Raw genomic sequence first — 26,207 nt, forward strand, 5'->3', positions numbered from 1 at the left:
CGGCACGGGGATTTGCGGGCCGCAGCCGCGCAAAAATTGCCGCAGCGCGCGGTCTGCCGTTGAACCCGGCTGCAGGCATACCTATCCTGATTGCATCGCAATATTTCCAGACAAGGAATTCGTCCATGACAGAGCAAACCCCGCACCCGATGTCCCCGCAGGACTGCCTGGTGGCGCTGATGGTGGCGGTATCTGCCTCGGACGAGAACATCCGCACCGCCGAGCTGGTCAAGATCCAGTCGGCAGTGAACATGCTGCCGGTGTTTGCCGACTATGACATCGACCGGGTGAGCCGCATTTCCCGCACCGTGTTCGACCTGTTTGAGCAGGAGGACGGTCTGGAGGCGCTGTTCGGCCTCATTCGCGGCGACCTGCCGGAGCGGCTGTTCGAGACAGCCTATGCGCTGTCTTGCGATGTGGCGGCGGCCGACGGGGTGCTGGGCGAGACCGAATTGGAGTTCCTGGCAGAGGTCCGCTACGAGCTGAACATCGACCGGCTGCACGCCGCCGCAATCGAGCGCGGCGCACGGGCGCGGCACATGGTCTGACGCCAGAAGTTGACGCAGCTTCCCTTGCTGCCCGCGCATGGCGGGGTTGCACAACGCAGACTTGCAGAAAATTTGACCGACTCCCATTTCGCGCTAGTTCGACGCGTGTTGGGAATCGGTTCATGGTCAGGTGGCAAAGAGACATAGGTGAAATCCGCAGGCTTCTGCTTGAGATTGAGGGCGGCAGAGAGGCGTTCTGCGCCCTGCCGCGCTCTTCTGCCGAAGCAATGATGCTGCCCGCGGAGGAGTGCCTGCCCGACGCCGAGGCCCGCAAGCTGTCCTATCACCTGAGCCTCTTGGAAAGCGCCGGGCTGGCGCAGTTCAGCCGGCTGTCGAACGGCAACTGGCATGTGCGCGGCCTGACCTGGAGCGGCCATGAACTGCTGGACAATATCCGCCGCGAGGACATCTGGACCGCGGTCCAGGCGCTCCACCGGCAGATGGGCGGCTTCAGCATGGAGATCCTTAGCGATCTGGCCAGGGACATGATGCGCCGTGAGGCCGGCGTGCTGGAAACTTCCGGCACCTGAGCAGTGCTTCCGGGGACCCGGCCGGCGCTCACCCCGCGCCGGCCGTACTTTTTTTCACCGGTACAGAGCAGAGTTCAGATAGCGCAGGCCGGTGTCGATCACCACGGTGACCACCCGCTTGCCCGGCCCCAGTTCGCGCGCCCGCTGCAGCGCCGCCCAGATATTGGCGCCGGAGGTAATACCGCCCAGCAAGCCTTCCTGCTGCGCCAGCATGCGGGCAGCGGCAAAGGCGTCCTCGTCCCGGACCGGCACCACGTCGTCGATCAGGTCGCGGCGTAGGATTTTCGGCAGGAAGGACAGCCCGATCCCCTCCAGCTGGTGGGTGCCGCTGGTGTCGCCGCCCGACAGGTTGCGCACGTAGTACGGCTCGATGGCGATGATGCGGGTTTCGGGGTTCACCTCCTTCAGCACCTCGGCATTGCCGGAGATGCAGCCGCCGCCGCCGGTGGCCATGACAAACTCATCCACCGCCCCGTCCAGCTGCGACAGGATCTCCCGCGCCATACCGTGATAGCCGCGCTTGTTGTCCATGTTGTTGACCTGATCGGTCCAGAACACATCCGGCTCCGCCGCCAGTTCTCTGGCCCGCGCGATGGTGCGGTCGATCACGCTGGCGGTCAGGATGCCACCCTCGGCGTGGATGATCTCCACCTCGGCGCCATAGGCGCGCATGGTCTGCAGCTTTTCCTCCGAGAACGCATTGGAAGAGACGAAATGCGCCTGGTAGCCGCGGGTGGCGCAGACCATCGCCAGCGAGCTGCCGGTGCTGCCGCCGGTGTATTCCACCACCCTGCCGCCGGGTTCCAGATCGCCGCGCCGCTCCGCCCCTTCGATCATCGACAGCGCCATCCGGTCCTTCATGCTGCCGGTCGGGTTGGCGCCCTCCCATTTCACCCAGACCTCGGCCATGTCCGGGGTGGTCAGATGCTTCAATTGAACAAGCGGCGTGTTTCCGATGGCGTTCATGCGGCGGGTCTCCCTTGCTGCGCGACTCACTTTCAAAATTAAAGTGACTATGCGCCAGTGGCTTTCATTTTAAAAGTCTCTTAGTGTTAGAGGGCTAATACCCTTAGGAGACGCGCCGTGACCCAGCCGCAGACAAAGTACCGCTCGCGCTGTTCGATTGCCCGCACGCTGGATGTGCTGGGGGACAAGTGGACGCTGCTGGTGGTGCGCGACCTGATGTGGCACGGCAAGCATACGTTTCAGGAGCTGCAGGCGAGCGAGGAGCATATCGCCGCCAACCTGCTGTCAGAGCGGCTGAAGCGGCTGATGGCGCTGGGGCTGGTGGCGCGGGAGGCCTATCAGGACCGGCCGGTGCGCTACCGCTATGCGCTGACGGAGGAGGGCCGTAGCCTGGAGGCGCTGCTGCTGCAGATCATGGGCTGGGGCCACGCGCATCTGGGCGGCGGATTGTATGACCCGCAAACCGGGCGGACGGTGGCGGAAGCGGATTAACCCCTGTGGGCCTCAATCAGCCTTTTTAGGCTCTGTTTCTGCTGCCCCTCAGCGTCGAAATTGCCAGGGTCGAGCCATTCAGCATAGGCCGCCTCCAGCCGCGGCCATTCGCTGTCCAGCACCGCATACCAGGCGGTGTCGCGGTTGCGGCCCTTGTAGACGACGGCCTGGCGGAACAGCCCTTCATAAGTGAAACCCAGCCGTTCCGCTGCCCGGCAGGAGGCAGCGTTCAGGGCGTCGCATTTCCATTCATAGCGGCGGTAGCCCAGGTCATTGAACACCCGCGCCATCATCCGGAACATCGCCTCCGTCGCGGCGGGAGTGCGCTGCAAGGCGGGCGCATAGGTGATGCCGCCAACCTCAATCACGCCGTGCTCCGGCTTGATCCGCATGTAGCTGGCCACACCTTCGGCCCGGCCGCTGGCGGTGTTGACGATGGCGAAATAGGGCTGCGCGTCGACGCCGCTGGCACCCTGGATCCAGGCGCGCAGTTCGGTTTCGGTGCCAAACGGCCCCCAGGGGATATAGGTCCAGATCGCGCCGCTGGGGTCCTGGCTGAAGGCGGCAAACAGATCCGCTGTGTGGCGCGCGGCGTCCAGCGGCTCCACCCGGCAATAGCGGCCTGCCATACCGTCGTGGCCGGGCAGGCGCGCGCCCTGCCAGTCCGGCAGCGCAGCACCGATGGGCTGTCCGTGGTCATTGATACGCTCGGTCATGGTCTGGTCCTTTGCACTCCGGGCAGGCAGATGCCGCCCGCCGGTCTGCCCGCAAACTGGCCCAGCGCAAACGTCCAGAAAGTGAAAACTTTCCCAGACCAGTCAGGCCCTAACTGCCGTAAACCGCGCCCCAGCGTTCAATCAGCTGCTGCTGCAGCTGCTTGGCGCGGCGGTTCCAGCTGCGCCCGCCCTGGGGGCGTTCGCGCTGCGCCCGCGTCAGGCGGTTGCGGGTGTTCTGATCCGCGGTAAAGATGGCAAAGGCCAGCACGGTGCCGTCCGCCGCGGTCATGAAGCCGCCGAGGCCGGAGACAAAGTTCAGGGTGCCGGTCTTGGCGGCGACCTTGATCGGGTGGCCCTTGATGGTGCGGCCCTTGGCGTCGCGCATCTGGAACGGTTTCAAAAGCGGCTTCAGCTGGCCCGCCTTATAGGCGGCCACCAGCGCGCCGGTCAGATCCGCCGGTGTCATCCGCGAGTCCCCGCCAAGGCCGGAGTGATCCACCAGCCGGCTGCCGGACATGCCGTATTTGCCCGCGGCCCAGCGGCTCATCTCTGCAGCCGACGCCTTGAGCGAGGCCGGGCGGCCCGCGCGGGCGGCGGTGGCGGACATGCCGATCATCTCTGCCATCAGGTTGTTGGAGTATTTCAGCATTGCCTTCAGCAGCACATCCAGCGGCGGGCTGTGGTGCTGGGCCAGCAGGGTGGCTGAGGGCAGCGCGCGGGTCTCCTTGGGCTTGGAGAGTTTAATGCCGTTGGCGCGTGCCAGGGTGCGGAACACGTCCCCCGCATAAGCCGCCGGGTTGCGCACCGGCAGCCAGCGCGCGCCGCCCTTGCCCAGCGCCTTGGAGGCGACGGTCCAGTGATCCACCCCGCCCTTCTCCGCATAGGTATAAACCGGCACCGCGCGGGACTGGATCGCCATCCGGGCAGTGGCCACCTCGGGGCGGTATTTCTCAGTACGGGCGTCCATGGTGATCGCCCAGCCGCCGCTGGCGGCGCGTTTCCACTCGAAATGCACCCGGTTGAAGTTCAGCGAAATGCCGGACACCGCAGGGGAATAGCCGACATGATCAGGCTGGTCCGGGTCGATGGTTTTGACCGACGGCAGCGCGCCGTCCCAGACCAGGAACTTGCCGCGCACCTCGCGCACGCCGGCGGTCTTCAGCGATTTTGCCAGCAGCGCCAGATGGTCGGTGTTCAAGAGCGGGTCGCCGCCGCCGGCGAGGATCAGGTCGCCCTTGACCACGCCACCGGACACGCCGCCGGTGGCGAGGATGCGGGTTTCGAACCGGTGGTCCGCGCCCAGCACATCCAGCGCATAAAGCGCGGTCAGCGCCTTGGCGACGCTGGCGGGCGGCAGGGCCTGAGAGCCGCCGGAGGATTCCAGCAGCTTGCCGGTCTTCACATCCGCCACTGCACAGACCGCCTCGCCGCGCAGCCCCGCGCGTTCGATCAAGGCTTTGAGGCCATCGGCACCGGCCGCCAGTGAACTCACCTTGCGGGCAACAGGCCGCAAGGAAACCGCCGGCGCATTGGCCAGCGCAGAGGAGCCCGCCAATGCGGCAAGCCCGGAAAGGAGGAATGTCCGGCGTGAAGTCATCTTGTTCATTTTTAGGGTCAGGAGCGGCTCTACTTCAATCCCCGATCCACGGCTTTGCGCCGCAAGGTCCGGGCTTTTTCACACGGGCAAGTCCTGCTACCGCTGGCAGCCATGTTTCAGGCAGTACTCCTCATGTTCGCGGCCATGTCAATGATCCCCGCAGGCGACCTGTGCGGGAAACTGCTGACCGGCGCCGGGCTGGCGACGCCCGCCTTTGTCGCCTGGTCCCGCTTTGCCATCGGCACCGCGCTGATCCTGCCCTTTGTGCCGCGCCGGGCGTTCTCCCTGCTGGGTGACTGGCGGCTGTGGCTGCGCGCCGGATTGCTGACCGGCGGCATCTTCTCCATCCAGCTGGCGCTGCAGACGGAACCGCTGGCCAATGTCTTTGCCGCCTTCTTCATCGGGCCGGTGGTCAGCTATGTGCTGTCGGTGCTGCTGTTGCGCGAGCAGGCAACCGGCCTGCGCAGCCTGCTGATGGCGCTGGGGTTCCTGGGCGTGCTGATGGTGGTGCGACCGGGGTTCGGCGGCTCCGCCAACTTGCTCTGGGCAGTGCTGGCGGGCTGTTTCTACGGCGGCTTCCTGACCAGTTCGCGCTGGCTGGCGCATGTGGGCACACCGCTGGAGCTGAGCCTGACGCAGCTGTTGCTGTCGGCCTTGCTGATGCTGCCGCTGGGCCTCGCCAGCCTGCCGGAGTTCACCCCGTCCACCGCCGCGCTGACGGTGGGGAGTGCGGCGTTCTCGATGCTGGGCAACCTCCTGCTGCTGTTTGCCTATGGCCGGGTGCAGGCGGTGAAGCTGGCGCCGATGGTCTATTTCCAGCTGGCCGCCGCGGTCGGCCTTGGCTGGGCGGTGTTCAGCCAGCTGCCGGACGCCTGGACCTGGGCAGGGCTGACGGTGGTGCTGTCGGCCGGGCTGGCCTCAGCCGCCCTCCGTCGCTGACCAGCCGCCGCGGGCGCGGATTTCGGTCGAGCTGGCCTCCACCATCGGCAGGTTCACGAAACACCAGGCCGGGCTGTCGGCCTGCGCCAGCAGGCGGCTTTCGCTGCCTTTCAGCATCGCGTGGCGGTAGATCCGCGCGGCGGGTGAAAACCGGGCTGAGATCCGGTCGCCGGGCCGCGCCAGCACCCCCACCGGCACCGTGTCGAGGATCTGCTGCCAGTCTTTCCAGCGGTGGAAATGGGTCAGGTTGTCGGCCCCCATCAGCCAGACATAGCGCACGCCCGGATGGCGGCGGCGCAAGTGGCGCAGGGTTTGGGCGGTGTAGCGGGTGCCAAGGTCCGCCTCGATGCCGCTGATATGGATGCGGGGATGCTGCACCAGCGCCTCTGCCGCTGCGATCCGCCGCTGCAGGGGCGCAGGCTGGCGGGTCTTCAGCGGGTTGCCGGGCGACACCAGCCAGAACAGGTGGTCGAGCCCGAAGCGTTTCAGTGCCGCATGGGAAATCGCCGCATGGCCGCGGTGCGGCGGATCAAAGGACCCTCCGAGCAGCCCGACGCTCTGGCCCGGGCGGATATGCGGCAGCTTGCAAACCATGAAGGCCTTGATGCGCATAGTTTTTGGGAGAGATCAATTGCCGCCTGCGGGCGGCAGTGCAGAACAGCGGAAGTACGGCAGCACCTGTCCGCCCTGCAGATGGTGCAGCCGCCATGAGACGGGGCAGCTGCACCGCGAAACGCCAAGGGGCCAGAGCCGCCAGCCCCTGCCGGTGTTCCGCAAACCGGTGTTCCGGCGGGGCCGCGTCAGTGGGTATGCGCGGCGGGCGCGGTCAGATGCAGACCCGGTGCCGGATGCGCCAGGTCATGCGGGTCCTGGCCTGCCGCCGGGATTTCGCTCCAGCTGTTTTCGCCGCTGGCGCATTCCTGCACAGTGGGGAAGAACAGCATCTTCTCCGGCTCCAGCGACCCGTCCAGTTTGGCGCGGAAGGTGAACTCATCGTAGAAGTCATCCTGCAGCTCGCCGGTCCAGATGATTTCCTTGACGCCGGAGGTGAGCGTCTTGCCGTAGTAGTCGTAACTGTTTGCGTAATCGCCAGTCACAGTCTCCAGCGTCCAGCCCGCCTTGGGCATCGGCTTCACCGAAATCACACCCTCTGGGATGGTTATCCGCAATTTCAGGGTGGCCTCGCCGCTGCAGCCGTGGCCAATCCGCATCACGCCCTTGTAGAAGCTGCCGGTTGCGGCCTCCTGCTGTTCCAGGGTGGCATGGGCCTGAGCCGCGGTTCCAAAGGCAGCCGCCAGCAGCGCCGCCGAAGCGATTTTCATGAGTGTCATCAGTCTTGTCCGTTTGTTCACATGTCAGATGTGCCGGGGGTCCCGGCGGTGGCTGTCATGTGAAGGCTGGCGGCGCCCGGGCCTGGTAAATGGACACAACGCCCAGTGCCGCGATCCAGCCGCCGCGCGCGGCAGTTGCCGTGCGGCGGTATAGGCAGGAATGCACAGGTGCCTTGGCCTGGGGCAGCACCGCCCCCGCCGCCAGGGTGCAATTCGGGCAGCCTTGGCGGTCTTCGCCGCCGCCAAAGCCGCAGATATCCGAGGCGGCAAAACCAAAGGCCGCAACCCCCGGATCCGCCGCAACCGGCCGCGCCGCATGCCCCCCCGCCAGCAGCGCAAAACAGAACGCCGCCGCCAGCGCCAGCCCCGTCCTGTATCTGTGCCACTGCGTCATGGGGACCTGCCCTTCGGGTGCCTTGTTCCTGGCCCCTGTCTAGGGCACGGACGCGGGGCATTTGTTGCGCTTGATCAATGTGCTGGAGAGATATTCAGCACCACCAGCCCGCAACAAACGATGGCATCTCACCCCATCAAAAAAGTGCCTGCTCGCTTGTTGACCTCGCCTTCAGGTGTTGCTGTAACACGGAATATACCGCCTCGCTTTTTTATTGGAGACCTCCATTGCTCAAACTTCGAAACATTGCCGCGTCCATTGTTTTCAGCACCCTCTTTACCGGTTCCGCCATGGCAGGTGTGAACGAAGATCTGGAGTTTATTGTCACTGAAACGGTGACGGCTGAACTGTTCGAAGCTGCCTTGCAATCCCAAAGGCAACTCATTCTGAGTGCCATGAACAACGACCTTCAAGAAAAAGGAATCCGGGTCAGCGATCTGGATTCCTTCATGGACATTATCATGGAAGAGTTTGTTGCGAGCTTCACAGAAGAAATGCAGAAGCGCACCAAGGATATCTATCTGGACCTTTTCACTAAGAGCGAAATTCAAGGCATCGCAGCCTTTTACCAAACAGCGCCAGGACAGGCTCTCATCCAAAAAACGCCCGCGCTGATGACCCGCGGAGCCGACATGGGCCGGGAGGTCGGCAGATCCTCTGTCTCCAAGCTGATGCCGCGTGTTACGCGCCGGATGGAAGAAGAAGGTATCATCATCGACAGCCCCTCCGTCACCGACAAGCTTCTGAACGCTTTTAACTAGAAGACCTGCCGCTGGGCAGCTTTGCGTAGCCAGCGAGCCATTGCCGGCCCGCGCCACCAGCCCGGCGCGGGCCGGGAATGGCACCACCCGGTGCACAGGGGGTGCACAGCCGGTGCACGCTTGGCACCCCCTCGCGCAGGCCTGCTTCCCGCATTGCCCCGCCGCCGCCCATCCGCTATCACTCCCGCCAGCGAATTTCCCCCTTAACGGAGCGAGCACATGGCCTCCTACCAGTACGTCTACCACATGCAGGGTGTCTCCAAGACCTACCCGGGTGGCAAGAAATGCTTTGAAAACATCCACCTCTCCTTCCTGCCCGGCGTGAAGATCGGTGTGGTCGGCGTCAACGGCGCCGGTAAGTCCACGCTGATGAAGATCATGGCCGGCCTCGACAAGGATTTCACCGGCGAGGCCTGGGCCGCGGAAGGCGCCAAGGTCGGCTACCTGCCGCAGGAGCCGCAGCTGGATGAGAGCCTGAGCGTGCGCGAAAACGTCATGCTGGGCGTGCAGGCCAAGAAGGACATCCTGGACCGCTACAACGAGCTGGCGATGAACTACTCGGACGAGACCGCCGAGGAGATGGCCAAGCTGCAGGATGAGATCGACGCTCAGAACCTGTGGGACCTGGACAGCCAGGTCGACGTATCCATGGAGGCGCTCCGCTGCCCGCCGGATGACGCCAAGATCGCCGACCTGTCGGGCGGTGAACGCCGCCGCGTGGCGCTGTGCAAGCTGCTCTTGGAAGCGCCCGACATGCTGCTGCTCGACGAACCGACCAACCACCTGGACGCCGAGACCATCGCCTGGCTGCAGCAGCACCTGATCGACTACAAGGGCACCATCCTGTGTGTGACCCACGACCGTTACTTCCTGGATGACATCACCGGCTGGATCCTGGAGCTCGACCGCGGCCGCGGCATCCCTTACGAGGGCAACTACTCCGCCTGGCTGGAACAGAAGGCCAAGCGTCTGGCGCAGGAAGCCCGCGAGGACAAGGCCAAGCAGAAAACGCTGGAACGAGAACTGGAGTGGATGCAGCAGGGCCAGAAAGCCCGCCAGGCAAAATCCAAGGCCCGTATTGCTGCCTATAACGAGATGGCGTCGCAGTCCGAGCGCGAGAAGGTCGGCCGTGCCCAGATCGTCATTCCGAACGGCCCGCGCCTCGGCTCCAAGGTGATCGAGGTCAATGGCCTCGCCAAGCACTACGGCGACAAGCAGCTGATCGAAGGCCTCGACTTCTCGCTGCCGCCGGGCGGCATCGTCGGCGTGATCGGCCCCAACGGCGCCGGTAAATCGACCCTGTTCAAGATGCTGACCGGCCAGGAGCAGCCCGATGTGGGCAGCGTGGAATACGGCGACACCGTAAAACTCAGCTATGTCGACCAGTCGCGCGATGACCTGAACGACAACGACACCGTGTGGGAGGCGATCTCCGGCGGTGCCGAGATCATCGAGCTGGGCGACGCGCAGGTCAATTCCCGCGCCTATTGCTCCTCCTTCAACTTCAAGGGCGGCGACCAGCAGAAAAAACTGTCGCTGCTGTCCGGCGGTGAGCGCAACCGCGTGCACATGGCGCGGCTTCTGAAAGAGGGCGGCAACGTGCTGCTGCTCGACGAACCGACCAACGACCTGGACGTGGAAACCCTGCGGGCGCTGGAAGACGCGCTGGTGGATTTCGCCGGCTGCGCGGTGGTGATCTCGCACGACCGTTTCTTCCTCGACCGGATCTGCACGCATATCCTGGCGTTCGAGGGCGACGCCCATGTGGAGTGGTTCGAAGGCAACTTCGAGGACTATGAGGAGGACAAGAAGCGCCGCCTGGGTCCCGACGCGCTGGAGCCCAAGCGGTTGAAGCACAAGAAATTTGTGCGGTAAACCGTTTCGTTCCCAGGCATGCTACCTTCGGTGCATGCCTGGCTAACTTTTCACTCTTAGTCCTCCCGGCTCCACATCCTGAAGCGTCTCTTGGCTCCAGCAATTCCCTCCACTTTGCCTTCTGCACTTACCTCGCTTATTACGCGCCCAAAGGAAACTAGATTGCCGTAGCCACTTTTGACAGAATAATCCTTCAATCTTTTCCTAAGAGACTGATAAGTCTTCCGGAACCCAAAAAGTTCAGCCACTGTCAAAGATTGCTCACCTTTGGTCAAAATAGAAAAATAAACAGCAGCTTCCGAAGCCCTCCAACCTGCTCCGAGGAGGTCCAATATCTCTTCAGCATCACCTTGCGGGTATGGCTCATCAGTAATTTCAACTGAAAAATCCAACCACGGCCCATTATTTTCTTCGCATTTTATTCTCGCGACCAATCCAAATGATAGGCTGTAACACTGCTGAAGCACATCAATATCCACCGATCGGAAGCAAAAATCTCCCGGCGGTCGCATTTTCCATATCTTTTGAAAATCACGGCCAAACTCACCAGTATCGCCATCAACATCTGGTTCGAAGTCCACACCTATTTCACGCAAAACGTCTTCTTCTTCGCCATCGCGTGAAATAAACTGATCTATCGCAGTAGGATCAACCTTAATCTCTTTTCTATTATGTGGCAAAGGTAAGCCACCAAATTTCTCTGACCTCGGTGAAAAAACAACAGCCGCAGCAGCCAAGGTTGCATCCTTACCCTCCTCTTCCGCTTGCAACTCTTTCGTAACAAGGTGGGCGAGAAGCATTGAGAACAGCTCTTTTTTCCTAAGTGCGGCAGCATCATGACCAATAAGAGATTTCAAAAAATCGCCAAATTTCTTCGAGGCTCCAATCAGTGAGGTTTCATCGACCTCCAGGTCAATCCACCTTTCTCGAACCCTTAAACGTGCCAGTACACCTATTCTCTGCCCTAGATTAGATGGCGTAACTCTTATTAATACGTCTTCATCAAGCATTCTACCAATGAGAGGCTCATTGGGGCGTTCAATGTAGCCGAACTGAACTGTATCGGCGGACAGGACTCTCCACGGCAAGACTTGCCTCACAATCTGAGACTTACCGTCACATGTTGCACCAACGGACGCGTTCAAATTTGCTTTGGTAGAAATATTCGTACCGCTGTTTGAAACTCCAATCGTTGTATCACTGGAGCCACGTGTTTTCCGTTCGCTCGTTGTCTCCCTAGTTTCCGAACCAACCCAACCTTCGCTATCCTTGTCGGACAGTAAATGCAGATCACAGTTGCTGGTATCTACCTTTATCTCTGCCTTTTTAATCGTTAGCTTAACCTCAATTTTATCACCGCCACTGTTAATTGTTACGTACTCAGCGCCAAAAGAGGCCGACAAGAGAAGGTCAAAGTAGTCTGTCGGGTTATTGGAGCCAGTGCGTATACTAACACTTGCAATATGAGGGTCTAGCGGGGGAGGAACTACCAAACCCGTCTCAAGCTCCACTTGAACAACTTCGTCTTCTGTCATTAGCCTCTCGCAAAGATCCGTCTGTTTTTATGCACACATCTCAACCTTCACTGGAAAAAATTCAAGAAAATTATCAACTTTCCAACAAGTCGTAGAGCTGAAGTGGCTTTGGCCTTTTTGAAGGTGCATCCTTCCGATTATTCAGCGCTCCCCGTTTCGCCTTTTCCCGCTCTGCGCTATCATCGCCTCAGGCGCCCGGCGCGCCCGGTACTGATTGAAGCGTTGAAAAGGATCTCCCATGCCCCTGAAACCGGAAGACGTGAAGACACAGGTCGAGGCGCTGGGTGGCAAGAAGGCCAAGCGCAAGAAGCTGAAGACGGAACCGGAGGGCACCAAGGGCAAGAAGCTGCCCGGTGATGTGCGCAAAGCGCTGGAGGCGCATTTCTCCAAGGCGAAGCTGGCCAAGGTGCAGGTGCACGTGGGCGGCAACGCCAAGGATGTCTGCAAGGAGCTGAAGGCCAAGGCCTTCACCTATGGCAACGATATCTACTTCATGAAGCCGGGCGACGCCAAGAACCCGCAACTGCTGGTGCATGAGCTGGCGCATGTGCTGGAGCAGGGCAAGGGCCGGATGCCCAAGGCCAAAGACGGGGTGGCGCTGACCTCGAAATGACGCGCGGGCCGGTTATTTGCGCAGGAATGCTGCTGCCGCCGCAATCTTAACCTTTTTACAACACAGTTGGCCGGATGATAGGGAGAGAAGCAGCGGGGCGCTCGGGTCCGCGCTGCGCGGTTTTGTTGGAGACGTCATGGCCTGGGCAGGTGTCATTCTGGGTATGGTTGTTGGCCTGTGCGCCGCGGTGGCGGGTTATGCCGCTGCCGGGCTGCCGCTGTGGGCCTGCATTGTGATCTATCCGGCAGCGGGCTCTGCAACTGCGCTGCTGGTAACCGCCCTGATGTACTGGCGCAGTCAAGCGGGCGGGCCTGGCGGCAGGCTGCCCCCATCCGGCCATCTGGCCGCCGCCTGAGGCAGGCGGCAGGGCGCCGGACTGAGGTTCGGATAACACCACCTTTGACATAGCCGGTTCCGCAGGAATCGCGTGCAAGTGTCATGTGCGCAGTTGCCTGATGGCAGGCTGCGCCCTAGTTTGCTGTTGGATGGGGATTATTGGGGGAAGGGCTGCATGGCCTGGATCAGCGCGTTATTCGGCGCAGTGGGCGGCCTGGTGCTGGCCGTTGCTGCCAGCATGATCGGCGGCTGGCCGGTTTGGCTGGTGCTGCTTCTGTATCCCGTTGCGGCTGTTGTGCTGATGCTGGGAATGCTTGCGTTCCAGCTGTGGCGCAGCGGCAGCGGGGAGCACAGCGCCGGCGCCAGGAGGGGCAGCGGCCCCAAGGCTGGCTGCAGCCCGGGGCTGGACCCGTTCTGAACCTGATCTTTCCGCTGCAGCAAACCTGCCGCCGCAAGGCCCGCGGTTTCAGCCGCGCAGCCAGCTGATGATCTGGCCTGACCGCAACGCGCCGGCCTGGCGTTTCTTTTCCTTGCCGCGCTCAAAGGCAATCAGCGTCGGAATGCCGCGGATGCGGTAGCGGGCGCCGGTGGACTGGTGGTCCTGGGTGTTGAGCTTGACCAGCCGGGCGCGGCCCGAGAGGGCCTTGGCGGCCTTGGCATATTCCGGCGCCATCATCCGGCAGGGGCCGCACCAGGGCGCCCAGAAATCCGCCACCAGCAGCACGTCGTCGTTCTGCACCGCCTTTTGCAGCGTGGCCGGATCCACGTCCAAGGGCTTGGACGGCATCAGCGCCGCGCCGCAGCTGCCGCATTTCGGGCCGCTGCCGAGTTTCTCCTCCGGCACCCGGTTCAACTGGGTGCAGGTCAGGCAAGTGAGGGTCTTGGCGCCCATAACGGCTCCTTTGGCTGTTTGCCCCGGTATAGCCGCGGCACCCGCGCGTGCAACAGCCTGCATCCTGTGCAACAGTTTGCATAACATCCGCCAAAACCCGTTGACCGCCTGCCGCCGCCGCCGGAAGATGAAGGGAGATACAGTTGACGTTCGGAGGTTTGGCCATGTTTTCACGCCGGAAAATTCTGACCACGGGCACCGCAGCCGCAACGGCGGCACTGCTGCCGCTGCCCGCGCTGGCCCGCAAGAAGGAGCCCGCGCCCTTTGATCCTACACCGCAGGAGGTGCGCATCCGCAAGGATTTTGCCCCCGGCCAGATCCTGGTGCTGCCGCGCTCCTACTACCTCTATTTCGTGACCGACAAGCGCAAGGCGATGCGGTATGGCGTCGGCGTTGGCAAGGCGGGGCTGGAGTTCACCGGCAAGGCGGTGATCGAACGCAAGAAGGAATGGCCGACCTGGCGCCCCACCGACGAGATGATCGAGCGCGACCCGCGGGCTTATGCCAAGTTCATCGACAACGAGTACATCCAGCCGGGCGGGCCGGACAATCCGCTGGGGGCGCGGGCGCTGTATCTGTTCCAGAACGGCATCGACACCTATTTCCGCATTCATGGCACCAACCAGCCGCAGACCATTGGCCATTCGGTGTCAAACGGCTGCATCCGGATGATGAACGAGCATGTGGTGGATCTGTACGCGCGGGTGCCGCTGGGCACGGTGGTGACTGTGCTATAGCCGCACAACTGACGGTTCATTAGGCGCTCTGCCGCCGGAATCGGCCCCGGAACCCCGCGTCACCGCGCATTTTTCTTGCGCAAAAGGGGATTCGTACTCAATTCTGTCACGGCGATGTTACGCGGATGCCATCACTGTCCCCATTACGGCACGGTGATGATCATCCGAAAACCTTGCCGGACTGCCGCATAAGCGGGCAGAGAACTGAGACGACTTAGGAGTACACGACGATGGCCACTGGCACCGTCAAATGGTTCAACACCACCAAAGGCTACGGCTTTATTGCACCCGAAGATGGCGGCAAGGACATTTTTGTCCATATTTCCGCAGTTGAGCGTTCCGGCCTGACCGGCCTGGCGGACAATCAGAAAGTGACCTATGAGCTGCGCGCAGGCCGCGACGGCCGCGAATCCGCAGTGGATATCGCGCTGGTCTCCTGATCCTCTGATCTGCACCGAGAGTTTCAAACAGCCCTGATGGCCGGGGCTGTTTTCAATGGCCTATGGCAGCTACCAGCTGCAGGGCAGCCGGGCCGATAGCGGCCGCATTCAACGCAACGCCGCGGGCGTTGGGGTGTATGCCGTCGTCCTGCATGAAGCCTTGTGCCGCGGCGGGATCATTGCCCGCTTCAGCGGCGATGCCGGCAAAGGCATCCGGGTGCAGTACCGCGCCGTACTCTGCCGCGAGCTCCGGATAGATCGCATCGAAATCCTGCTTGTACTCCGGGCCGTAGTTGCGCGGCGCCTTCATGCCGATCAGCAGGACCACGATCCCCTTGTCCTGCGCAGTTTGCAGGATGCGCGTCAGGTTGCCGCGCGCCTCCTGCGGGTCCAGCCCGCGCAGCATGTCGTTGCCGCCCAGAAGCACGATCAGCCCGTCGGGGTTGTCTGACAGGGTCCATTCGGCGCGCTCTGCCCCGCCGGCGGTGGTGTCGCCGGAAACGCCTGCGTTTTGCAGCGTGACCTCGGCGCCGTTGCCGTTCAGCCAGCGCTCCAATTGCGGCACCAGCCCCTGGCCCTGCGGCAGCCCGTAGCCCTGCACCAGGCTGTCGCCGAGCGCGGTGATCCGCAGCGGCTCTGCCCAGGCAGCACCGGTAAAAAGCAGCAAACTCAGCAGTGCCAATGTCTTGCGCATGGCGGCAAACACTCCATATCGGTTAGGTGCATCCAACAGGCAGGCCCGATGACCGATCAAAACAGCCCCGTTCTGCATCTTTTAGATGCGAGTTTGACCCTGAAAAGCAATACCGGCCCGGTAGAGATTTTGCACGGCATCTCGCTGGACGTGCGGCAGGGGGAGACGCTGGGGCTGGTGGGGCCGTCGGGTTCGGGCAAGTCGTCTCTCCTGATGCTGATGGGCGGGCTGGAGCAGGCGACCGGCGGAACTGTAAAGGCCCTGGGCCAGGACCTGACCGCGATGGATGAAGACGCGCTGGCGCGGTTCCGGCGCAACAACATGGGCGTGGTGTTCCAGAGCTTTCACCTGATCCCGACCATGACGGCGCTGGAAAACGTGGCGACGCCTTTGGAGCTGGCAGGCGTCAAGGATGCCTTCCCCCGCGCGCAGGCCGAATTGGAAGCCGTGGGCCTTGGCCATCGGGCAGGCCATTTCCCGGCGCAGATGTCGGGCGGCGAGCAGCAGCGGGTGGCGCTGGCGCGCGCCTTGGCACCGCGGCCTGCGATCCTGCTGGCGGATGAACCGACCGGCAACCTGGATGAGGCCAATGGCGCCGCGGTGATGGACCTCTTGTTCGGTTTGCGCGACCGCTATGGCGCGACACTGGTGATGGTCACCCACGCGCCGGAGCTGGCATCACGTTGCGACCGGGTGGTGCGGCTGCGCGACGGACGGGTGGATGACGCCGCGGCGCGCGAGGCTGCAGAATGAATGCTGCGGCGTTCCGCCTCGCCTGGCGTTTTGCCCTGCGGGAGCTGCGCGGCGGCCTGAAAGGGTTTCGCATCTTCCTCGCCTGCCTGGCGTTGGGGGTTGGGGTGATTGCCGCCATCGGCTCCATCCGCGCGTCGATCGAAACCGGGCTGGAACGCGAGGGCGCAACCATCCTGGGCGGCGATGCCGAACTGAATTTCACCTACCGGTTTGCCACTGAAGAAGAGCGCGCCTGGCTGGACCGGACCGCGCGGCGCCATTCCGAGATTGCCGAGTTCCGTTCCATGGCGACAGTGGGAGAGGAGCGCGGGCTGACCCAGGTGAAAGCGGTGGATGGGTTGTATCCCCTGAAAGGCGAGATGCAGCTGGCGCCTGAGATGCCGCTGGAAGAGGCGCTGGCGGGCGCGGACGGGTTGCCCGGCGGGGTAATGGACCGGGTGCTGGCCGACCGTTTAGGACTGCAGCCGGGGGATACTTTCCGGCTTGGAACACAGGACTTCCGCCTGATGGCGATGATAGCGCTGGAGCCGGATGCCGCGGCCTCAGGCTTTGAACTTGGGCCGCGCACGATGGTGCGGACAGCAGACCTGGGTGACTCCGGCCTGCTGGAACCCGGCACCATTTTTGACACCAAGTACCGGATGGAGCTGCCCGCGGGCAGCAACCTGAACGCCCTGCAGGCCGAAGCCGAGGGACTGTTTGAAAGCACCGGCATGCGCTGGCGCGATGCACGGAACGGCGCGCCGGGGATCACCGCCTTTGTCGAGCGGCTGGGCGGATTCCTGGTGCTGGTCGGCCTGTCCGGCCTGGCAGTGGGCGGGGTTGGCGTGTCCGCTGCCGTGCGCGCCTACCTGGCGACCAAAACCGCAACCATCGCAACCTTGCGCACGCTGGGGGCGGAGCGGCAGACAATTTTTCTGACCTACTTCCTGCAGATCGGCGCGCTGACATTGGTGGGCGTGGGCATCGGCCTGGTACTGGGCGGGCTTGGCCCGGTCCTGCTGGGGCCGCTGATCGCGGCGCAGCTGCCGTTCCCGGCGGTGTTCTCGCTCTACCCGTCCGCGCTGGCGGAGGCTGCGATTTACGGCGTGCTGACCGCCTTTATCTTTGCCCTATGGCCACTGGCGCGGGCGGAACGCATCCGCGCGGCCTCGCTGTTCCGGGATGCCTTTGCCAGCCGCACAAGGCTGCCCGCGCCGCGCTACCTGCTGGCGACCGGGGTGGCGCTGGCAGCGCTCGTGGGACTGGCGGCGTGGTTCAGCGGCTCGGCGCAGCTGACGCTGTGGACCGCAGGCGGGCTGATGGGGGCGCTGATGGTTCTGCTGGTTGCAGCGCTAGGGATCGGGTTTATGGCCCGCCGCGGCACCGGGGCGTCGCGCGGGCGCCCTGCCCTGCGCTGGGCGCTCTCATCCATTGGCAGCGCGCGTGATGGCGCCGTGCCTGCGGTTCTGGCGCTGGGTCTGGGCCTGACGGTGCTGGCTGCCATCGGCCAGATCGACGGCAACATGCGCCGCGCCATTGCGGGCAACCTGCCGGACGTGGCGCCGAGCTATTTCTTTGTCGATATCCAGCGCAGCCAGATGCCCGCGTTCCTGGAGCGGGTGGAGAACGATCCCTCCGTCACCCGGGTGGAAAACGCGCCGATGCTGCGCGGGGTGCTGACCCGGATCAACGGGCAGCCCGCGACGGAGGTTGCGGGCGATCACTGGGTGGTGCGCGGCGACCGCGGCATCACCTATGCCGCCGCTCAGCCGGAGGCGACTGAGGTCACTGCGGGCAAATGGTGGCCGGAGGATTATTCCGGTGAGCCGCAGATCAGCTTTGCCGCCGAGGAGGCGGAGGAACTGGGCCTCAAGCTGGGGGACACGCTGACGCTGAACATCCTGGGCCGCGACATCACCGGCACAATCACCAGTTTCCGCAACGTGGATTTCTCTACCGCGGGGATGGGGTTTGTGATGGTCCTGAACGAGGCTGCTCTGGCCGGTGCGCCGCACAGTTTCATCGCCACCGTCTATGCAGAGGAGCAGGCCGAGGCTGCGATCCTGCGCGATCTGGCGCGGGAGATGCCGAATATCACCGCAATCCGGATGCGCGATGCCATCGACCGGGTGTCAGACATCCTGCGGCAGCTGGCGGCGGCCACCGCCTATGGCGCGGCGGCGACGCTGCTGACCGGGTTCCTCGTATTGCTGGGCACCGCGGCTGCGGGGGAGCCCGCGCGGCGCTATGAGGCAGCGCTGCTGAAAACCCTCGGCGCGCCGCGCAAGCAGATCCTGGCAAGCTTTGCGCTGCGCTCTGCCCTGCTGGGCGCGGCGGCGGGGATGGTTGCGCTGGCGGCGGGCATTGCCGGGGCCTGGGCGATCAACGCCTATGTGTTCGAGACCAGCTATGCGGTGATCTGGCCCAATGCGCTGATGGTGATTTCCGGCGGGGTGCTGACAACGCTGCTGGCCGGGCTTGCCTTTGCGCTGCGGCCGCTTGCGGCCAAGCCGGCCCGCATCCTGCGCGCCCGCGAGTAAGAAGCAGAACTGCGGCGGCCTGCCTTAGCGGGCGCCGCAGGACACCGGCTGCAGGATCCGCATCAGATCGTGGTTGTCGCAAACCAGAGATTCCAGCGAGATATCGTCCAGCGAGGTGTAGAAAGCCTGGGCTGCATCCGCCAGCGCCACCTTGAGGCGGCAGGCCGAGGCCAGCGGGCAGGTGTTGTCCGCATCTGCAAAGCATTCCACCATCGGCAGGTTGCCTTCCACATCGCGGAACACATCGCCGATTCGGATCTCTGCGGCGTTCTTACCCAGGTTCATACCGCCGTTGCGGCCGCGCTGGGTGGCAAGATAGCCCAGCTGGCTCAGCTGGTTGATCACCTGCGCCAGGTGGTTTTCCGAGATATTACAGCACTCTGCAATCTCGGCCTTGGTCACCAGGCGGTCTTCATGCGCGGCGCAGTACATCAGCAGCCGCACGGCAATGTTGGTCCTTTTGGTAATGCGCATGGGGTGCTCCCGAAGCTAGATTGCATAGCTTATTGCACAAGCCGCCAAAAAGCGGTTTGACATACATCAATAAGCGGAAATGCGGCGGAAGGGTGCGCAGATGACGGCTCCTTACTTCTTTGGCTACGGCAGCCTGGTGAATACGGCGACACACAGCTACGGCGGTGCCCAGCCTGCCCGCCTGAAGGGCTGGCGGCGGGCCTGGGTTCACACCTCCCTGCGCGAGGTGGCATTTCTGTCGGCGGTGCCCTGCGAGAACAGTGAAATCGACGGGTTGATTGCCGAGGTGCCGGGTGCCGACTGGGCGGCGCTGGACGAACGGGAGTTTGCCTATGAGCGGCTGCCGGCCTCGGACCGCGTGCAGCACGGGCTGGCGGGCGCGCCGGAAATCTCTGTCTATGCGGTCGCTGCCGACAAGCAGAACGGCGTCAGCGAGCAGCACCCGATCCTGCTGAGCTATCTGGATGTGGTGCTGCAGGGCTACCTGCGGGTATTTGGTGATGACGGCCTTCAGGGCTTCGTGGACACCACCGACGGCTGGGAGGCGCCAATTCTGGATGACCGTGCAGCACCGCGGTATCCGCGCCATCAGAGCATCGCCGCAGCGGAGCGCAAAATCTTTGACGATCTGATCGACAGCACCGGCGCCTGCCGCATAGTCTGGAAGGCATGATCGAAAAGCTATTATTGCACCTGGGCCGGATTGCGCGGCAGCTCTGGTTCAGGGTTGTTCTGATTTCCATAATCTCCGTGCTGGCACTGCTGCTGGCGCCGTTGGCGAAACCCTGGCTGCCGGACAACCTGAGCGAAGATTTCGGGCGCGAGGCAGTGCTGCCGGTTCTGACGATCCTGGCGTCTGGCATGCTGGCGGTCACCACGTTCTCGCTGAACGTCATGGTCAGCGCCTACCGCACGGCCGCGTCAATGGCGACACCGCGGGTCTACCGGCTGCTGCTGGAGGACACTGTCACCCACCGGGTGCTGGCGACCTTTGTCAGCGGCTTCATCTATTCGCTGAGCGCGGTGATCCTGTTCCGGGCCGGCTATTTCACCCCGGAAGGCGCGCTGGTGGTGTTTGGCCTGACCGTCATCGTGGTGGTGCTGATCGTCGGCGCCATCCTGCGCTGGATCGACCATTTGTCGAGCCTGGGCAGCATGGACCACACTCTGCGGCTGATCGAGAGCCGCGCCCGCGCCAGCCTGCGGGCGCGGATGAAAAAGCCCTGTCTCGGCGGCCTGTGCGCGCGGGAAGAGGCCAAGCCCGAGGACGCCGTTGATATCCCCGCTGCTAAAAGCGGCTTTGTCCGATATGCGGGACTGTCGCGGCTGAATGAGCTGGCAGAGGAGGCCGGCACCCAAATCACCCTGGCGCGGGCACCTGGGGAATACATCCTGCGCGGCCAGCCGGTGGCCTGGGCCACGGCGGGGGACAATGATTTCTGCAAGGCGGCCTCTGCGGCAATCGACATCGGTGATGTGCGCAGTTTCGACCAGGACCCGTCCTTTGGCCTCACGCTGCTGGCGGAGACCGCGCAGCGGGCGCTGTCGCCCGGTGTCAACGATCCCGGCACCGCGGTGGAGGTAATGGGGCGGCTGGAGCGGCTGCTGTGGGAGAACATGCCGGCGGATGAGACCAGCGGGACACGCGAAGCGACCTATCCGAATGTGAGCATCCCGCCGGTCACAGCCAAGCATCTGCTGCACTGCGCCTTTCCGCCGATTGCCCGCTGCGGCAGCGACTCGCCTTCGGTGATGCGCTGGATGGAGAAATCACTTGATGCGCTTGGCGGCCACCCGAACCCGGACATGGCAGAGGCGGCCAAGGAGATGTGCCGGGAGGTAACGGACGGCAACAGGGGTTGATAGAGACCGCCCGGGAACGGAAAAGGCGGCACCCTGAGGCACCGCCCTTTGCAACAGTATGTCTCAGGTGTCAGCCGCGGGCGCGCACGGTTTCCATCAGCGCCAGCAGGGCGGACATGTCGGGACCGCGCTCCATGCCGGTGACGGCTTTGCGCAGCGGCATGAACAGGCCCTTGCCCTTGCGGCCAGTCGCCTCTTTCACCGCGGCGGTCCACTTGCCCCAGCTTTCGCTGTCGTAGGGGCCTTCGGGCAGCAGCGCCATCGCCTCAGCGATGAACTCTTTGTCTTCATCCGCCACCAGCGGCTCGGCACCGTCGCGGCACAGCTCCCACCAGCCCGCAAGATCCTGGAGCGTGGTGATGTTTTCCTTGGCCATATCCCAGAAGGCGGCCTGTTTCTCCGCCGGGACGCCCAGCGCGTCCACGTGGCTTTGCACGGCTTCCAGCGGCAGCGACTGCAGGTGGCGGGCGGTCAGCGGATAGAGATCCTCGACGTCGAACTTGGTCGGCGCGGCACCAAAGCGGTTGATGTCGAAGCCCTCGATCAGCTCTGCCAGTTCCGAGCGCAGTTCAACCGGGTCGGAGGAACCCAGGCGCGCCATCAGGCTGAGGAGCGCCATCGGCTGCACGCCGGCCTCGCGCAGGTCGCGCAGCGCCAGGGTGCCCAGACGCTTGGACAGCGCCTCGCCCTGCGGGCCGGTCAGCAGCGAGTGGTGGGCGAAGGAGGGGACAGAACCGCCCAGCGCCTCGATGATCTGGATCTGGGTGGCGGTGTTGGTGACGTGGTCGGAGCCGCGCACCACATGGGTCACGCCCATCTCGGTGTCGTCGACCACCGAGGCAAGCGTGTAAAGGAACTGGCCGTCGCCGCGGATCAGCACCGGGTCGGAGACCGAGGCCGCGTCGATGGAGATGTCGCCCAGGATGCCGTCGGTCCACTCAATGCGCTGATGGTCCAGCTTGAAGCGCCAGACGCCGTCGCCGCGCTCAGCCCGCAGGGCAGCTTTCTCGTCGTCGGACAGGTTCAGCGCGGCACGGTCATAGACCGGCGGCTTGCCCATGTTCAGCTGCTTCTTGCGCTTCAGGTCCAGTTCAGTCGGGGTCTCAAACGCCTCGTAGAAGCGGCCGATCTCCCGCAGCTTGTCGGCGGCCGCCACATAGCGGTCAAGGCGCTCGGACTGGCGTTCGACCTTGTCCCAGGTCAGGCCCAGCCACTCCAGGTCCTGCTTGATTGCATCGACATATTCTTCCTTGGACCGCTCCGGGTCGGTGTCGTCGATGCGCAGAATGAAAGTGCCGCCGGCCTTGCGGGCGATCAGATAGTTCATCAGCGCGGTGCGCAGGTTGCCGACATGGATAAAGCCGGTCGGCGACGGGGCAAAACGGGTGGTGGTCATCACGAGTCTCCTGTTGCCCTGCCCCTTGTCACATGGGCCGCGGTTTGTCCAGTTTCGCGAGGGTTAACGCGCCTTTGGCGCGGGCCTGCGGTGCGAGTATTTTTGGAAAGATGAAGCGAGGTTATTCAGGCTGCACAGGCCAGATTGCATTGAGGTCTTTGATGCCCGCGCGGATCAGCTCGCCCAGCACGTTCAGATCAATGTCGGCGAGCTTGTTCACATAAAGGCAGCTTTTGCCGAGGCGGTGCTTACCCAATCGGGCCAGGATGGCACTGTAGTCCTGGTAGCCCGGCATGATGTAGATCGAATGGCGCGCCCGGCGCGGGGCAAATCCGGTGGCTAGGAACTCGCCTTCGCGGCCCGTTGCGTAGCGGTAGTGGTATCTGCCGTAACCGACGATAGACGGTCCCCACATCTGCGGCTGATAGCCTGTCGCCTTGCGGAACAGACGGTCCAGTTCCTGCGCCTCGACCAATTTGCGCTCCGGCTCCACCGCTTGCAGAAACTCTATGACGCTTGCGCCCGTCAGGGCTGTCTTGTTCCGGCTCATCCGCCAGCCCTCCTGCTGAGATGATAGCACAACGGGAGCAGTCTGGAAGTGCCGGGCGTTTGGCTGGCGGAGGGATCAGTAGACAGTTTGAGGGCCGTAGCCGCCGCCGTCGGTGAAGCGCGACAGGCGGAAGGCGTGCGGGTCCACCACCGGGATGCTGCCGGTCACCAGATCAGCGGCCAGCCGTCCGGCAGCGGGGCCGATACCAAAACCGTGGCCGGAAAAGCCGGTGGCAATGAACAGCCCCGGCAAGCTGTCGACCTGCGAGAGGACCGGGATTGCATCCGGTGTCACATCCATCAGCCCGGCCCAGCTTTGCACCACATCGGCGCCCTGCAGCACCGGGAATGCCCTTTGCGCTGCGGCCCAGCCGCTGCGGAGTGCTTTCTGAGAGGGTGCCGGATCTAGAACGCGGCACTGTTCAAAAGGGCTAATGTCCTGCGGATCCCATCGGTGCGCCTGGGCAGCTTCCTCGGCCCAGCGGCCGGAGACACGGAATTGCAGGGCCCGCCATTCCTGGCGCAGGCTGGGCAGGTATTTCCAGCCAAGGCGGAAACTGTCAGGAACGATGTCCACCACATTTTCCATCGCATCAGAGACCGTGTAGCCACCGTCTGCCCGCTTGCGCAGGCCGAGATTGCCGCTGCGCACCGCTGTTTCCGGACCTCCCGGCACCGGCGAGGTGCGCAGAACCGAGTTCAGCACCTTGAGCTGCGGCAGGTCCACGCCCGCATTGCCCAGGAACAGCCGCGACCAAGCGCCGCCTGCGGTGACAACGGCGGAACAGGCCACCCGGCCGCGTTCGGTCATCACCCCGCTGATGCGGCCCGCAGAAGTTTCAACACTGCGCACGGCGCAATCGGTCATTACTTTCGCCCCGGCAGCACGGGCGGCGGAGGCGATTGCGTGGGTTGCCAGCTGCGGTTCGGCGCGGCCGTCCATGGGCGTGTGCAGCGCTGCCTGCGCCTTGGTCTGGTGTCCTGGCATCAGCTGGGCCAGCTGTTGGCCGCGGACCATGCGCGCGCCCTGGTCCCAGCTGTCGAGGTTGCGCAGCCAGCGCTCCAGCTGCGCCTCGCGCTTGGCGGTCTCAGCCGTGTAGAGGATACCGGATCGGGTGAAGCCGGTCTCATGCCCGGTGCGTTCTGCCAATCCGTCCCACAGGCGCAAAGCCTCTGCCATCAGAGGGATTTCCCGCGGGTCGCGGCAAGCGATGCGCACCCACCCCCAGTTGCGCGAGCTTTGCTCCCCTGCGATCTGGCCCTTTTCGCAGAGCAGCACCGAGTGGCCGCGTTCGGCCAGCTCCAGCGCGGTGCTGGCACCAATGATGCCGCCGCCGATCACCACGGCGTCAACGGCCTTGGGCAAGGCCAGATCGGATTGGAAATGGGGCAGCTTCGGTCCGGGCATGCGGGCATCTATGCCCGGTGAAAAACCGCCGGTCCAGCGTGCATGCGACACAGGTTGCGCCGCATTCGGCCATTGTGATTTTTCCGCCGCATATCAGAACGTTACCGGCAACGAAAAACCCTAAACCGCGACTAAAGAGACGCGGATTAACCTGCGGAGTCAACGGGTTAGCGCGGCCTTCAAGAGGGGTCGCGCCAGCGGTTCACAATCGGATAGCGGCGGTCCAGCCAGAACGCGCGCCGGGTCAGGCGGGCACCGGGAGCCGATTGGAAGCGCTTGTATTCGCTGATATAAATCAGGTGCTCCACTCGCTTGGCTGTATCCCGGTCATAGCCCGCCGCAACACAATCTGCAATTGAGCCATCCTGATCCACCAGAATATCAAGGATTGCATCCAGCACCGGGTAGTCCGGCAGGCTGTCGCTGTCCTTCTGGTCTTCGCGCAGCTCGGCACTGGGCGGCTTGTCGATCACATTGGGGCGGATCACCTCGCCAGCCGGGCCCCTCATCCAGGGACGGTGGTTGGCGTTGCGCCAGCGGCAGGTTTCGAACACGCGGGTCTTGTACAGATCCTTGATCGGGTTGTAGCCGCCGTTCATGTCGCCGTAGATGGTGGCATAGCCGACTGCGACCTCCGACTTGTTGCCGGTGGTCAGCAGCATTTCTCCGAACTTGTTGGACATTGCCATCAGCAGGAGGCCGCGCAGCCGGGACTGGATGTTCTCCTCTGTCAGCCCCGGCTCCATGCCCTCGAACAGCGGGGCCAGCGTATTGGTGATCGCGGCCCGGCCTTCGGAGATCGGCACGTAGTCGTAGCGGACGCCCAGTGCCTTGGCGACGGCCTCTGCATCGTCGAGGGAGTCCCGGCTGGTGTATTCCGACGGCAGCATCACACAGCGGACATTTTCGGCGCCAAGCGCATCCACGGCGATAGCCGCGACGATGGCCGAGTCGACGCCGCCGGACAGGCCCAGCAGAGCCTTATTAAAGCCGGTTTTGCCCATGTAGTCGCGCAAGGACTCCACCATCACCCGGTAGTCCTGCTCCCATGCGTCGGGCAGATGCGCCTTTTCGCCCTCGACCGCGCGCCAGCCGTCCTCGGTGCGTTCCAGGTCGAGATGGGCATAGGCCTCATCAAACACCGGCATCTGCAGCGCCAGCGCACCGCCCGGGTTCAGCACGAAAGAGCCGCCGTCAAAGACCTGATCGTCCTGGCCGCCAACCATGTTCAGATAGATCACCGGCAGATGGGTTTCGACAGAGCGCGCCACCATGTGGTTGAAGCGCACTTCCATCTTGTCGCGGAAATAGGGCGACCCGTTGGGGATCAGCAGGAACTCTGCGCCGGTCTCAGCCAGGGTTTCCGCGACATCCTCGTGCCAGCCGTCCTCGCAAATGGGGGAGCCGATGCGGGTATTGCCAACGGCATAGGGACCGCCCAGCGGGCCGGCATCAAAAATCCGCACCTCGTCAAACACGGTTTCATTGGGCAGGTGGTGCTTGAGGCTGCGCGAGGCGATCTTGCCGTCTTTCAGGACAAGGTAGGCATTATAGAGTTTAGCGCCCTCGACCCAGGGGCTGCCGATAGCCAGCGCGGGGCCGTCTGCGCAATCCGCGGCCAGTTTCTCTACCTCGGCGATGGCGGCGGTGTGGAAGGCCGGCTTCATCACCAGGTCCTGGGTGTTATAGCCGGTGATGAACATTTCCGGCAGCGCCACCAGATCGGCGCCTGCCTTGCGCCCCTCCTCCCAGGCGGCACGGGCCTTGGCGGCGTTGCCTGCCAGGTCGCCGACGGTGGGGTTCAGCTGCGCCAGTGTCACGCGGAAACGGTCTGCCATGCTGCTTG

Annotated in this window: 29 protein-coding genes; 15 read left to right on the top strand and 14 right to left on the bottom strand. The window is 63.6% G+C overall.

The window, feature by feature from the left end; all coding sequences use genetic code 11:
* The first annotated feature begins 125 nt into the window (after window positions 1–125).
* Window positions 126–548 (top strand): tellurite resistance TerB family protein, encoded by a 423-nt coding sequence (locus tag RA25_RS08850; protein WP_039147779.1) that lies wholly within the window; start codon window positions 126–128, stop codon window positions 546–548.
* Between the two features lie 122 nt (window positions 549–670).
* Window positions 671–1,078, top strand: coding sequence for a DUF2513 domain-containing protein (locus RA25_RS08855; RefSeq protein WP_082020155.1), 408 nt, complete (start codon window positions 671–673; stop codon window positions 1,076–1,078).
* 54 nt (window positions 1,079–1,132) lie between these two features.
* Here the strand turns inward: RA25_RS08855 and RA25_RS08860 are convergent, their stop codons facing one another.
* On the bottom strand, window positions 1,133–2,044 hold the full coding sequence (locus RA25_RS08860) for a PLP-dependent cysteine synthase family protein (protein WP_039171612.1): 912 nt from the start codon (window positions 2,042–2,044) through the stop codon (window positions 1,133–1,135).
* Window positions 2,045–2,161: 117 nt separating this feature from the next.
* Between RA25_RS08860 and RA25_RS08865 the strand changes: the two genes are divergently transcribed.
* Window positions 2,162–2,536 (top strand): winged helix-turn-helix transcriptional regulator, encoded by a 375-nt coding sequence (locus RA25_RS08865; RefSeq protein WP_019296698.1) that lies wholly within the window; start codon window positions 2,162–2,164, stop codon window positions 2,534–2,536.
* On the opposite strand, the gene RA25_RS08870 is transcribed toward RA25_RS08865, so the two are convergent.
* Both RA25_RS08870 and dacB read right to left on the bottom strand, forming a co-directional pair.
* Window positions 2,533–3,252: a GNAT family N-acetyltransferase gene (locus RA25_RS08870; protein ID WP_039171615.1), complete on the bottom strand. Its 720-nt coding sequence runs from the start codon at window positions 3,250–3,252 to the stop codon at window positions 2,533–2,535. The genes RA25_RS08865 and RA25_RS08870 overlap by 4 nt on opposite strands.
* 109 nt (window positions 3,253–3,361) lie before the next feature.
* Entirely contained in the window at window positions 3,362–4,849 is a 1,488-nt protein-coding gene (gene dacB, locus RA25_RS08875) for a D-alanyl-D-alanine carboxypeptidase/D-alanyl-D-alanine endopeptidase (RefSeq protein ID WP_082023062.1), read from the bottom strand.
* 132 nt (window positions 4,850–4,981) lie between these two features.
* Here dacB and RA25_RS08880 point away from each other — a divergent pair, with 132 nt between their 5' ends.
* Window positions 4,982–5,788 carry a DMT family transporter gene (locus RA25_RS08880; RefSeq protein WP_241477385.1) on the top strand — a complete coding sequence of 269 codons (807 nt, stop codon included), beginning with the start codon at window positions 4,982–4,984 and terminating at the stop codon, window positions 5,786–5,788.
* Here the strand turns inward: RA25_RS08880 and RA25_RS08885 are convergent.
* From RA25_RS08885 to RA25_RS08895, 3 genes are all read right to left on the bottom strand, one after another.
* The gene (locus RA25_RS08885) at window positions 5,768–6,400 is read right to left on the bottom strand and encodes a nicotinate-nucleotide adenylyltransferase (RefSeq protein ID WP_082023054.1); all 633 of its coding nucleotides are present in this window, start codon (window positions 6,398–6,400) and stop codon (window positions 5,768–5,770) included. The two genes, RA25_RS08880 and RA25_RS08885, sit on opposite strands and share 21 nt — an antisense overlap.
* Window positions 6,401–6,588: 188 nt before the next feature.
* Window positions 6,589–7,119, bottom strand: coding sequence for a YcnI family copper-binding membrane protein (locus tag RA25_RS08890; protein WP_029204856.1), 531 nt, complete (start codon window positions 7,117–7,119; stop codon window positions 6,589–6,591).
* Between the two features lie 55 nt (window positions 7,120–7,174).
* Complete coding sequence (locus tag RA25_RS08895) at window positions 7,175–7,513, bottom strand: hypothetical protein (RefSeq protein ID WP_039171620.1); 339 nt, start codon at window positions 7,511–7,513, stop codon at window positions 7,175–7,177.
* A gap of 227 nt (window positions 7,514–7,740) precedes the next feature.
* Between RA25_RS08895 and RA25_RS08900 the strand changes: the two genes are divergently transcribed.
* The gene (locus RA25_RS08900; protein WP_162183421.1) at window positions 7,741–8,274 is read left to right on the top strand and encodes a DUF2059 domain-containing protein; all 534 of its coding nucleotides are present in this window, start codon (window positions 7,741–7,743) and stop codon (window positions 8,272–8,274) included.
* A gap of 219 nt (window positions 8,275–8,493) precedes the next feature.
* Window positions 8,494–10,149, top strand: coding sequence for an energy-dependent translational throttle protein EttA (ettA, locus tag RA25_RS08905; RefSeq protein ID WP_039171623.1), 1,656 nt, complete (start codon window positions 8,494–8,496; stop codon window positions 10,147–10,149).
* Between the two features lie 56 nt (window positions 10,150–10,205).
* Here the strand turns inward: ettA and RA25_RS22695 are convergent, their stop codons facing one another.
* The gene (locus RA25_RS22695) at window positions 10,206–11,684 is read right to left on the bottom strand and encodes a hypothetical protein (RefSeq protein WP_152612179.1); all 1,479 of its coding nucleotides are present in this window, start codon (window positions 11,682–11,684) and stop codon (window positions 10,206–10,208) included.
* A gap of 238 nt (window positions 11,685–11,922) precedes the next feature.
* Here RA25_RS22695 and RA25_RS08910 point away from each other — a divergent pair, with 238 nt between their 5' ends.
* The 3 genes from RA25_RS08910 (at window position 11,923) to RA25_RS08920 (ending at window position 13,051) form a co-directional block, all read left to right on the top strand.
* A complete protein-coding gene (locus RA25_RS08910; RefSeq protein WP_039171624.1) occupies window positions 11,923–12,297 on the top strand; it encodes an eCIS core domain-containing protein in 375 nt (124 codons plus the stop codon).
* 136 nt (window positions 12,298–12,433) lie between these two features.
* Entirely contained in the window at window positions 12,434–12,652 is a 219-nt protein-coding gene (locus RA25_RS08915) for a hypothetical protein (RefSeq protein WP_039171627.1), read from the top strand.
* Window positions 12,653–12,808: 156 nt separating this feature from the next.
* On the top strand, window positions 12,809–13,051 hold the full coding sequence (locus RA25_RS08920) for a hypothetical protein (RefSeq protein WP_019296709.1): 243 nt from the start codon (window positions 12,809–12,811) through the stop codon (window positions 13,049–13,051).
* A gap of 48 nt (window positions 13,052–13,099) precedes the next feature.
* Here the strand turns inward: RA25_RS08920 and trxC are convergent, their stop codons facing one another.
* Window positions 13,100–13,525 carry a thioredoxin TrxC gene (gene trxC, locus RA25_RS08925; RefSeq protein ID WP_039171629.1) on the bottom strand — a complete coding sequence of 142 codons (426 nt, stop codon included), beginning with the start codon at window positions 13,523–13,525 and terminating at the stop codon, window positions 13,100–13,102.
* 164 nt (window positions 13,526–13,689) lie between these two features.
* Between trxC and RA25_RS08930 the strand changes: the two genes are divergently transcribed.
* Window positions 13,690–14,262: a L,D-transpeptidase gene (locus RA25_RS08930; protein WP_039171632.1), complete on the top strand. Its 573-nt coding sequence runs from the start codon at window positions 13,690–13,692 to the stop codon at window positions 14,260–14,262.
* A 230-nt stretch (window positions 14,263–14,492) separates the two neighbouring features.
* Entirely contained in the window at window positions 14,493–14,702 is a 210-nt protein-coding gene (locus RA25_RS08935) for a cold-shock protein (protein ID WP_008557431.1), read from the top strand.
* A gap of 52 nt (window positions 14,703–14,754) precedes the next feature.
* Here the strand turns inward: RA25_RS08935 and RA25_RS08940 are convergent, their stop codons facing one another.
* Window positions 14,755–15,396 (bottom strand): arylesterase, encoded by a 642-nt coding sequence (locus RA25_RS08940; RefSeq protein WP_039172319.1) that lies wholly within the window; start codon window positions 15,394–15,396, stop codon window positions 14,755–14,757.
* A 48-nt stretch (window positions 15,397–15,444) separates the two neighbouring features.
* Between RA25_RS08940 and RA25_RS08945 the strand changes: the two genes are divergently transcribed.
* Both RA25_RS08945 and RA25_RS08950 read left to right on the top strand, forming a co-directional pair.
* On the top strand, window positions 15,445–16,149 hold the full coding sequence (locus RA25_RS08945; RefSeq protein WP_039171634.1) for an ABC transporter ATP-binding protein: 705 nt from the start codon (window positions 15,445–15,447) through the stop codon (window positions 16,147–16,149).
* The gene (locus RA25_RS08950; protein ID WP_039171637.1) at window positions 16,146–18,671 is read left to right on the top strand and encodes an ABC transporter permease; all 2,526 of its coding nucleotides are present in this window, start codon (window positions 16,146–16,148) and stop codon (window positions 18,669–18,671) included. The genes RA25_RS08945 and RA25_RS08950 overlap by 4 nt, the downstream gene beginning before the upstream one ends.
* A gap of 24 nt (window positions 18,672–18,695) precedes the next feature.
* Here RA25_RS08950 and RA25_RS08955 read toward each other — a convergent pair whose 3' ends face one another.
* Window positions 18,696–19,145 (bottom strand): RrF2 family transcriptional regulator, encoded by a 450-nt coding sequence (locus RA25_RS08955; protein WP_019297740.1) that lies wholly within the window; start codon window positions 19,143–19,145, stop codon window positions 18,696–18,698.
* 100 nt (window positions 19,146–19,245) lie between these two features.
* Here RA25_RS08955 and RA25_RS08960 point away from each other — a divergent pair, with 100 nt between their 5' ends.
* Together RA25_RS08960 and RA25_RS08965 are read left to right on the top strand one after the other, a co-directional pair.
* Window positions 19,246–19,818 carry a gamma-glutamylcyclotransferase family protein gene (locus RA25_RS08960; protein ID WP_039172322.1) on the top strand — a complete coding sequence of 191 codons (573 nt, stop codon included), beginning with the start codon at window positions 19,246–19,248 and terminating at the stop codon, window positions 19,816–19,818.
* Window positions 19,815–21,008: a DUF2254 domain-containing protein gene (locus tag RA25_RS08965; protein WP_039171640.1), complete on the top strand. Its 1,194-nt coding sequence runs from the start codon at window positions 19,815–19,817 to the stop codon at window positions 21,006–21,008. Before RA25_RS08960 ends, RA25_RS08965 begins: the two co-directional genes overlap by 4 nt.
* Window positions 21,009–21,078: 70 nt before the next feature.
* Here the strand turns inward: RA25_RS08965 and gltX are convergent, their stop codons facing one another.
* The 4 genes from gltX to RA25_RS08985 all read right to left on the bottom strand — a co-directional run bounded on the left by gltX (window position 21,079) and on the right by RA25_RS08985 (window position 26,199).
* A complete protein-coding gene (gltX, locus tag RA25_RS08970; RefSeq protein ID WP_039171643.1) occupies window positions 21,079–22,404 on the bottom strand; it encodes a glutamate--tRNA ligase in 1,326 nt (441 codons plus the stop codon).
* 121 nt (window positions 22,405–22,525) lie between these two features.
* Window positions 22,526–22,954 carry a DUF1801 domain-containing protein gene (locus RA25_RS08975; protein ID WP_039171646.1) on the bottom strand — a complete coding sequence of 143 codons (429 nt, stop codon included), beginning with the start codon at window positions 22,952–22,954 and terminating at the stop codon, window positions 22,526–22,528.
* Between the two features lie 75 nt (window positions 22,955–23,029).
* Window positions 23,030–24,361, bottom strand: a complete 1,332-nt coding sequence (locus tag RA25_RS08980; RefSeq protein WP_039172325.1) for an NAD(P)/FAD-dependent oxidoreductase — start codon at window positions 24,359–24,361, stop codon at window positions 23,030–23,032.
* Between the two features lie 179 nt (window positions 24,362–24,540).
* Window positions 24,541–26,199, bottom strand: coding sequence for an NAD+ synthase (locus tag RA25_RS08985; RefSeq protein ID WP_019297734.1), 1,659 nt, complete (start codon window positions 26,197–26,199; stop codon window positions 24,541–24,543).
* Window positions 26,200–26,207: the final 8 nt, after the last annotated feature.

Origin of the sequence: Leisingera sp. ANG-S5 (assembly GCF_000813925.1) — a bacterium.
Taxonomy (GTDB): Bacteria; Pseudomonadota; Alphaproteobacteria; order Rhodobacterales; family Rhodobacteraceae; genus Leisingera.

Excerpts from the sequence above, each read along its gene's own strand:
- RA25_RS08850 (WP_039147779.1), top strand. The coding sequence starts at position 126 with ATGACAGAGCAAACCCCGCACCCGATGTCCCCGCAGGACTGCCTGGTG.
- RA25_RS08855 (WP_082020155.1), top strand. The coding sequence starts at position 671 with ATGGTCAGGTGGCAAAGAGACATAGGTGAAATCCGCAGGCTTCTGCTT.
- RA25_RS08860 (WP_039171612.1), bottom strand. The coding sequence starts at position 2,044 with ATGAACGCCATCGGAAACACGCCGCTTGTTCAATTGAAGCATCTGACC.
- RA25_RS08870 (WP_039171615.1), bottom strand. The coding sequence starts at position 3,252 with ATGACCGAGCGTATCAATGACCACGGACAGCCCATCGGTGCTGCGCTG.
- dacB (WP_082023062.1), bottom strand. The coding sequence starts at position 4,849 with ATGACTTCACGCCGGACATTCCTCCTTTCCGGGCTTGCCGCATTGGCG.
- RA25_RS08880 (WP_241477385.1), top strand. The coding sequence starts at position 4,982 with ATGTTCGCGGCCATGTCAATGATCCCCGCAGGCGACCTGTGCGGGAAA.
- RA25_RS08885 (WP_082023054.1), bottom strand. The coding sequence starts at position 6,400 with ATGCGCATCAAGGCCTTCATGGTTTGCAAGCTGCCGCATATCCGCCCG.
- RA25_RS08890 (WP_029204856.1), bottom strand. The coding sequence starts at position 7,119 with ATGACACTCATGAAAATCGCTTCGGCGGCGCTGCTGGCGGCTGCCTTT.
- RA25_RS08895 (WP_039171620.1), bottom strand. The coding sequence starts at position 7,513 with ATGACGCAGTGGCACAGATACAGGACGGGGCTGGCGCTGGCGGCGGCG.
- ettA (WP_039171623.1), top strand. The coding sequence starts at position 8,494 with ATGGCCTCCTACCAGTACGTCTACCACATGCAGGGTGTCTCCAAGACC.
- RA25_RS22695 (WP_152612179.1), bottom strand. The coding sequence starts at position 11,684 with ATGACAGAAGACGAAGTTGTTCAAGTGGAGCTTGAGACGGGTTTGGTA.
- RA25_RS08910 (WP_039171624.1), top strand. The coding sequence starts at position 11,923 with ATGCCCCTGAAACCGGAAGACGTGAAGACACAGGTCGAGGCGCTGGGT.
- RA25_RS08915 (WP_039171627.1), top strand. The coding sequence starts at position 12,434 with ATGGCCTGGGCAGGTGTCATTCTGGGTATGGTTGTTGGCCTGTGCGCC.
- RA25_RS08920 (WP_019296709.1), top strand. The coding sequence starts at position 12,809 with ATGGCCTGGATCAGCGCGTTATTCGGCGCAGTGGGCGGCCTGGTGCTG.
- trxC (WP_039171629.1), bottom strand. The coding sequence starts at position 13,525 with ATGGGCGCCAAGACCCTCACTTGCCTGACCTGCACCCAGTTGAACCGG.
- RA25_RS08930 (WP_039171632.1), top strand. The coding sequence starts at position 13,690 with ATGTTTTCACGCCGGAAAATTCTGACCACGGGCACCGCAGCCGCAACG.
- RA25_RS08935 (WP_008557431.1), top strand. The coding sequence starts at position 14,493 with ATGGCCACTGGCACCGTCAAATGGTTCAACACCACCAAAGGCTACGGC.
- RA25_RS08940 (WP_039172319.1), bottom strand. The coding sequence starts at position 15,396 with ATGCGCAAGACATTGGCACTGCTGAGTTTGCTGCTTTTTACCGGTGCT.
- RA25_RS08945 (WP_039171634.1), top strand. The coding sequence starts at position 15,445 with ATGACCGATCAAAACAGCCCCGTTCTGCATCTTTTAGATGCGAGTTTG.
- RA25_RS08950 (WP_039171637.1), top strand. The coding sequence starts at position 16,146 with ATGAATGCTGCGGCGTTCCGCCTCGCCTGGCGTTTTGCCCTGCGGGAG.
- RA25_RS08955 (WP_019297740.1), bottom strand. The coding sequence starts at position 19,145 with ATGCGCATTACCAAAAGGACCAACATTGCCGTGCGGCTGCTGATGTAC.
- RA25_RS08960 (WP_039172322.1), top strand. The coding sequence starts at position 19,246 with ATGACGGCTCCTTACTTCTTTGGCTACGGCAGCCTGGTGAATACGGCG.
- RA25_RS08965 (WP_039171640.1), top strand. The coding sequence starts at position 19,815 with ATGATCGAAAAGCTATTATTGCACCTGGGCCGGATTGCGCGGCAGCTC.
- gltX (WP_039171643.1), bottom strand. The coding sequence starts at position 22,404 with ATGACCACCACCCGTTTTGCCCCGTCGCCGACCGGCTTTATCCATGTC.
- RA25_RS08975 (WP_039171646.1), bottom strand. The coding sequence starts at position 22,954 with ATGAGCCGGAACAAGACAGCCCTGACGGGCGCAAGCGTCATAGAGTTT.
- RA25_RS08980 (WP_039172325.1), bottom strand. The coding sequence starts at position 24,361 with ATGCCCGGACCGAAGCTGCCCCATTTCCAATCCGATCTGGCCTTGCCC.
- RA25_RS08985 (WP_019297734.1), bottom strand. The coding sequence starts at position 26,199 with ATGGCAGACCGTTTCCGCGTGACACTGGCGCAGCTGAACCCCACCGTC.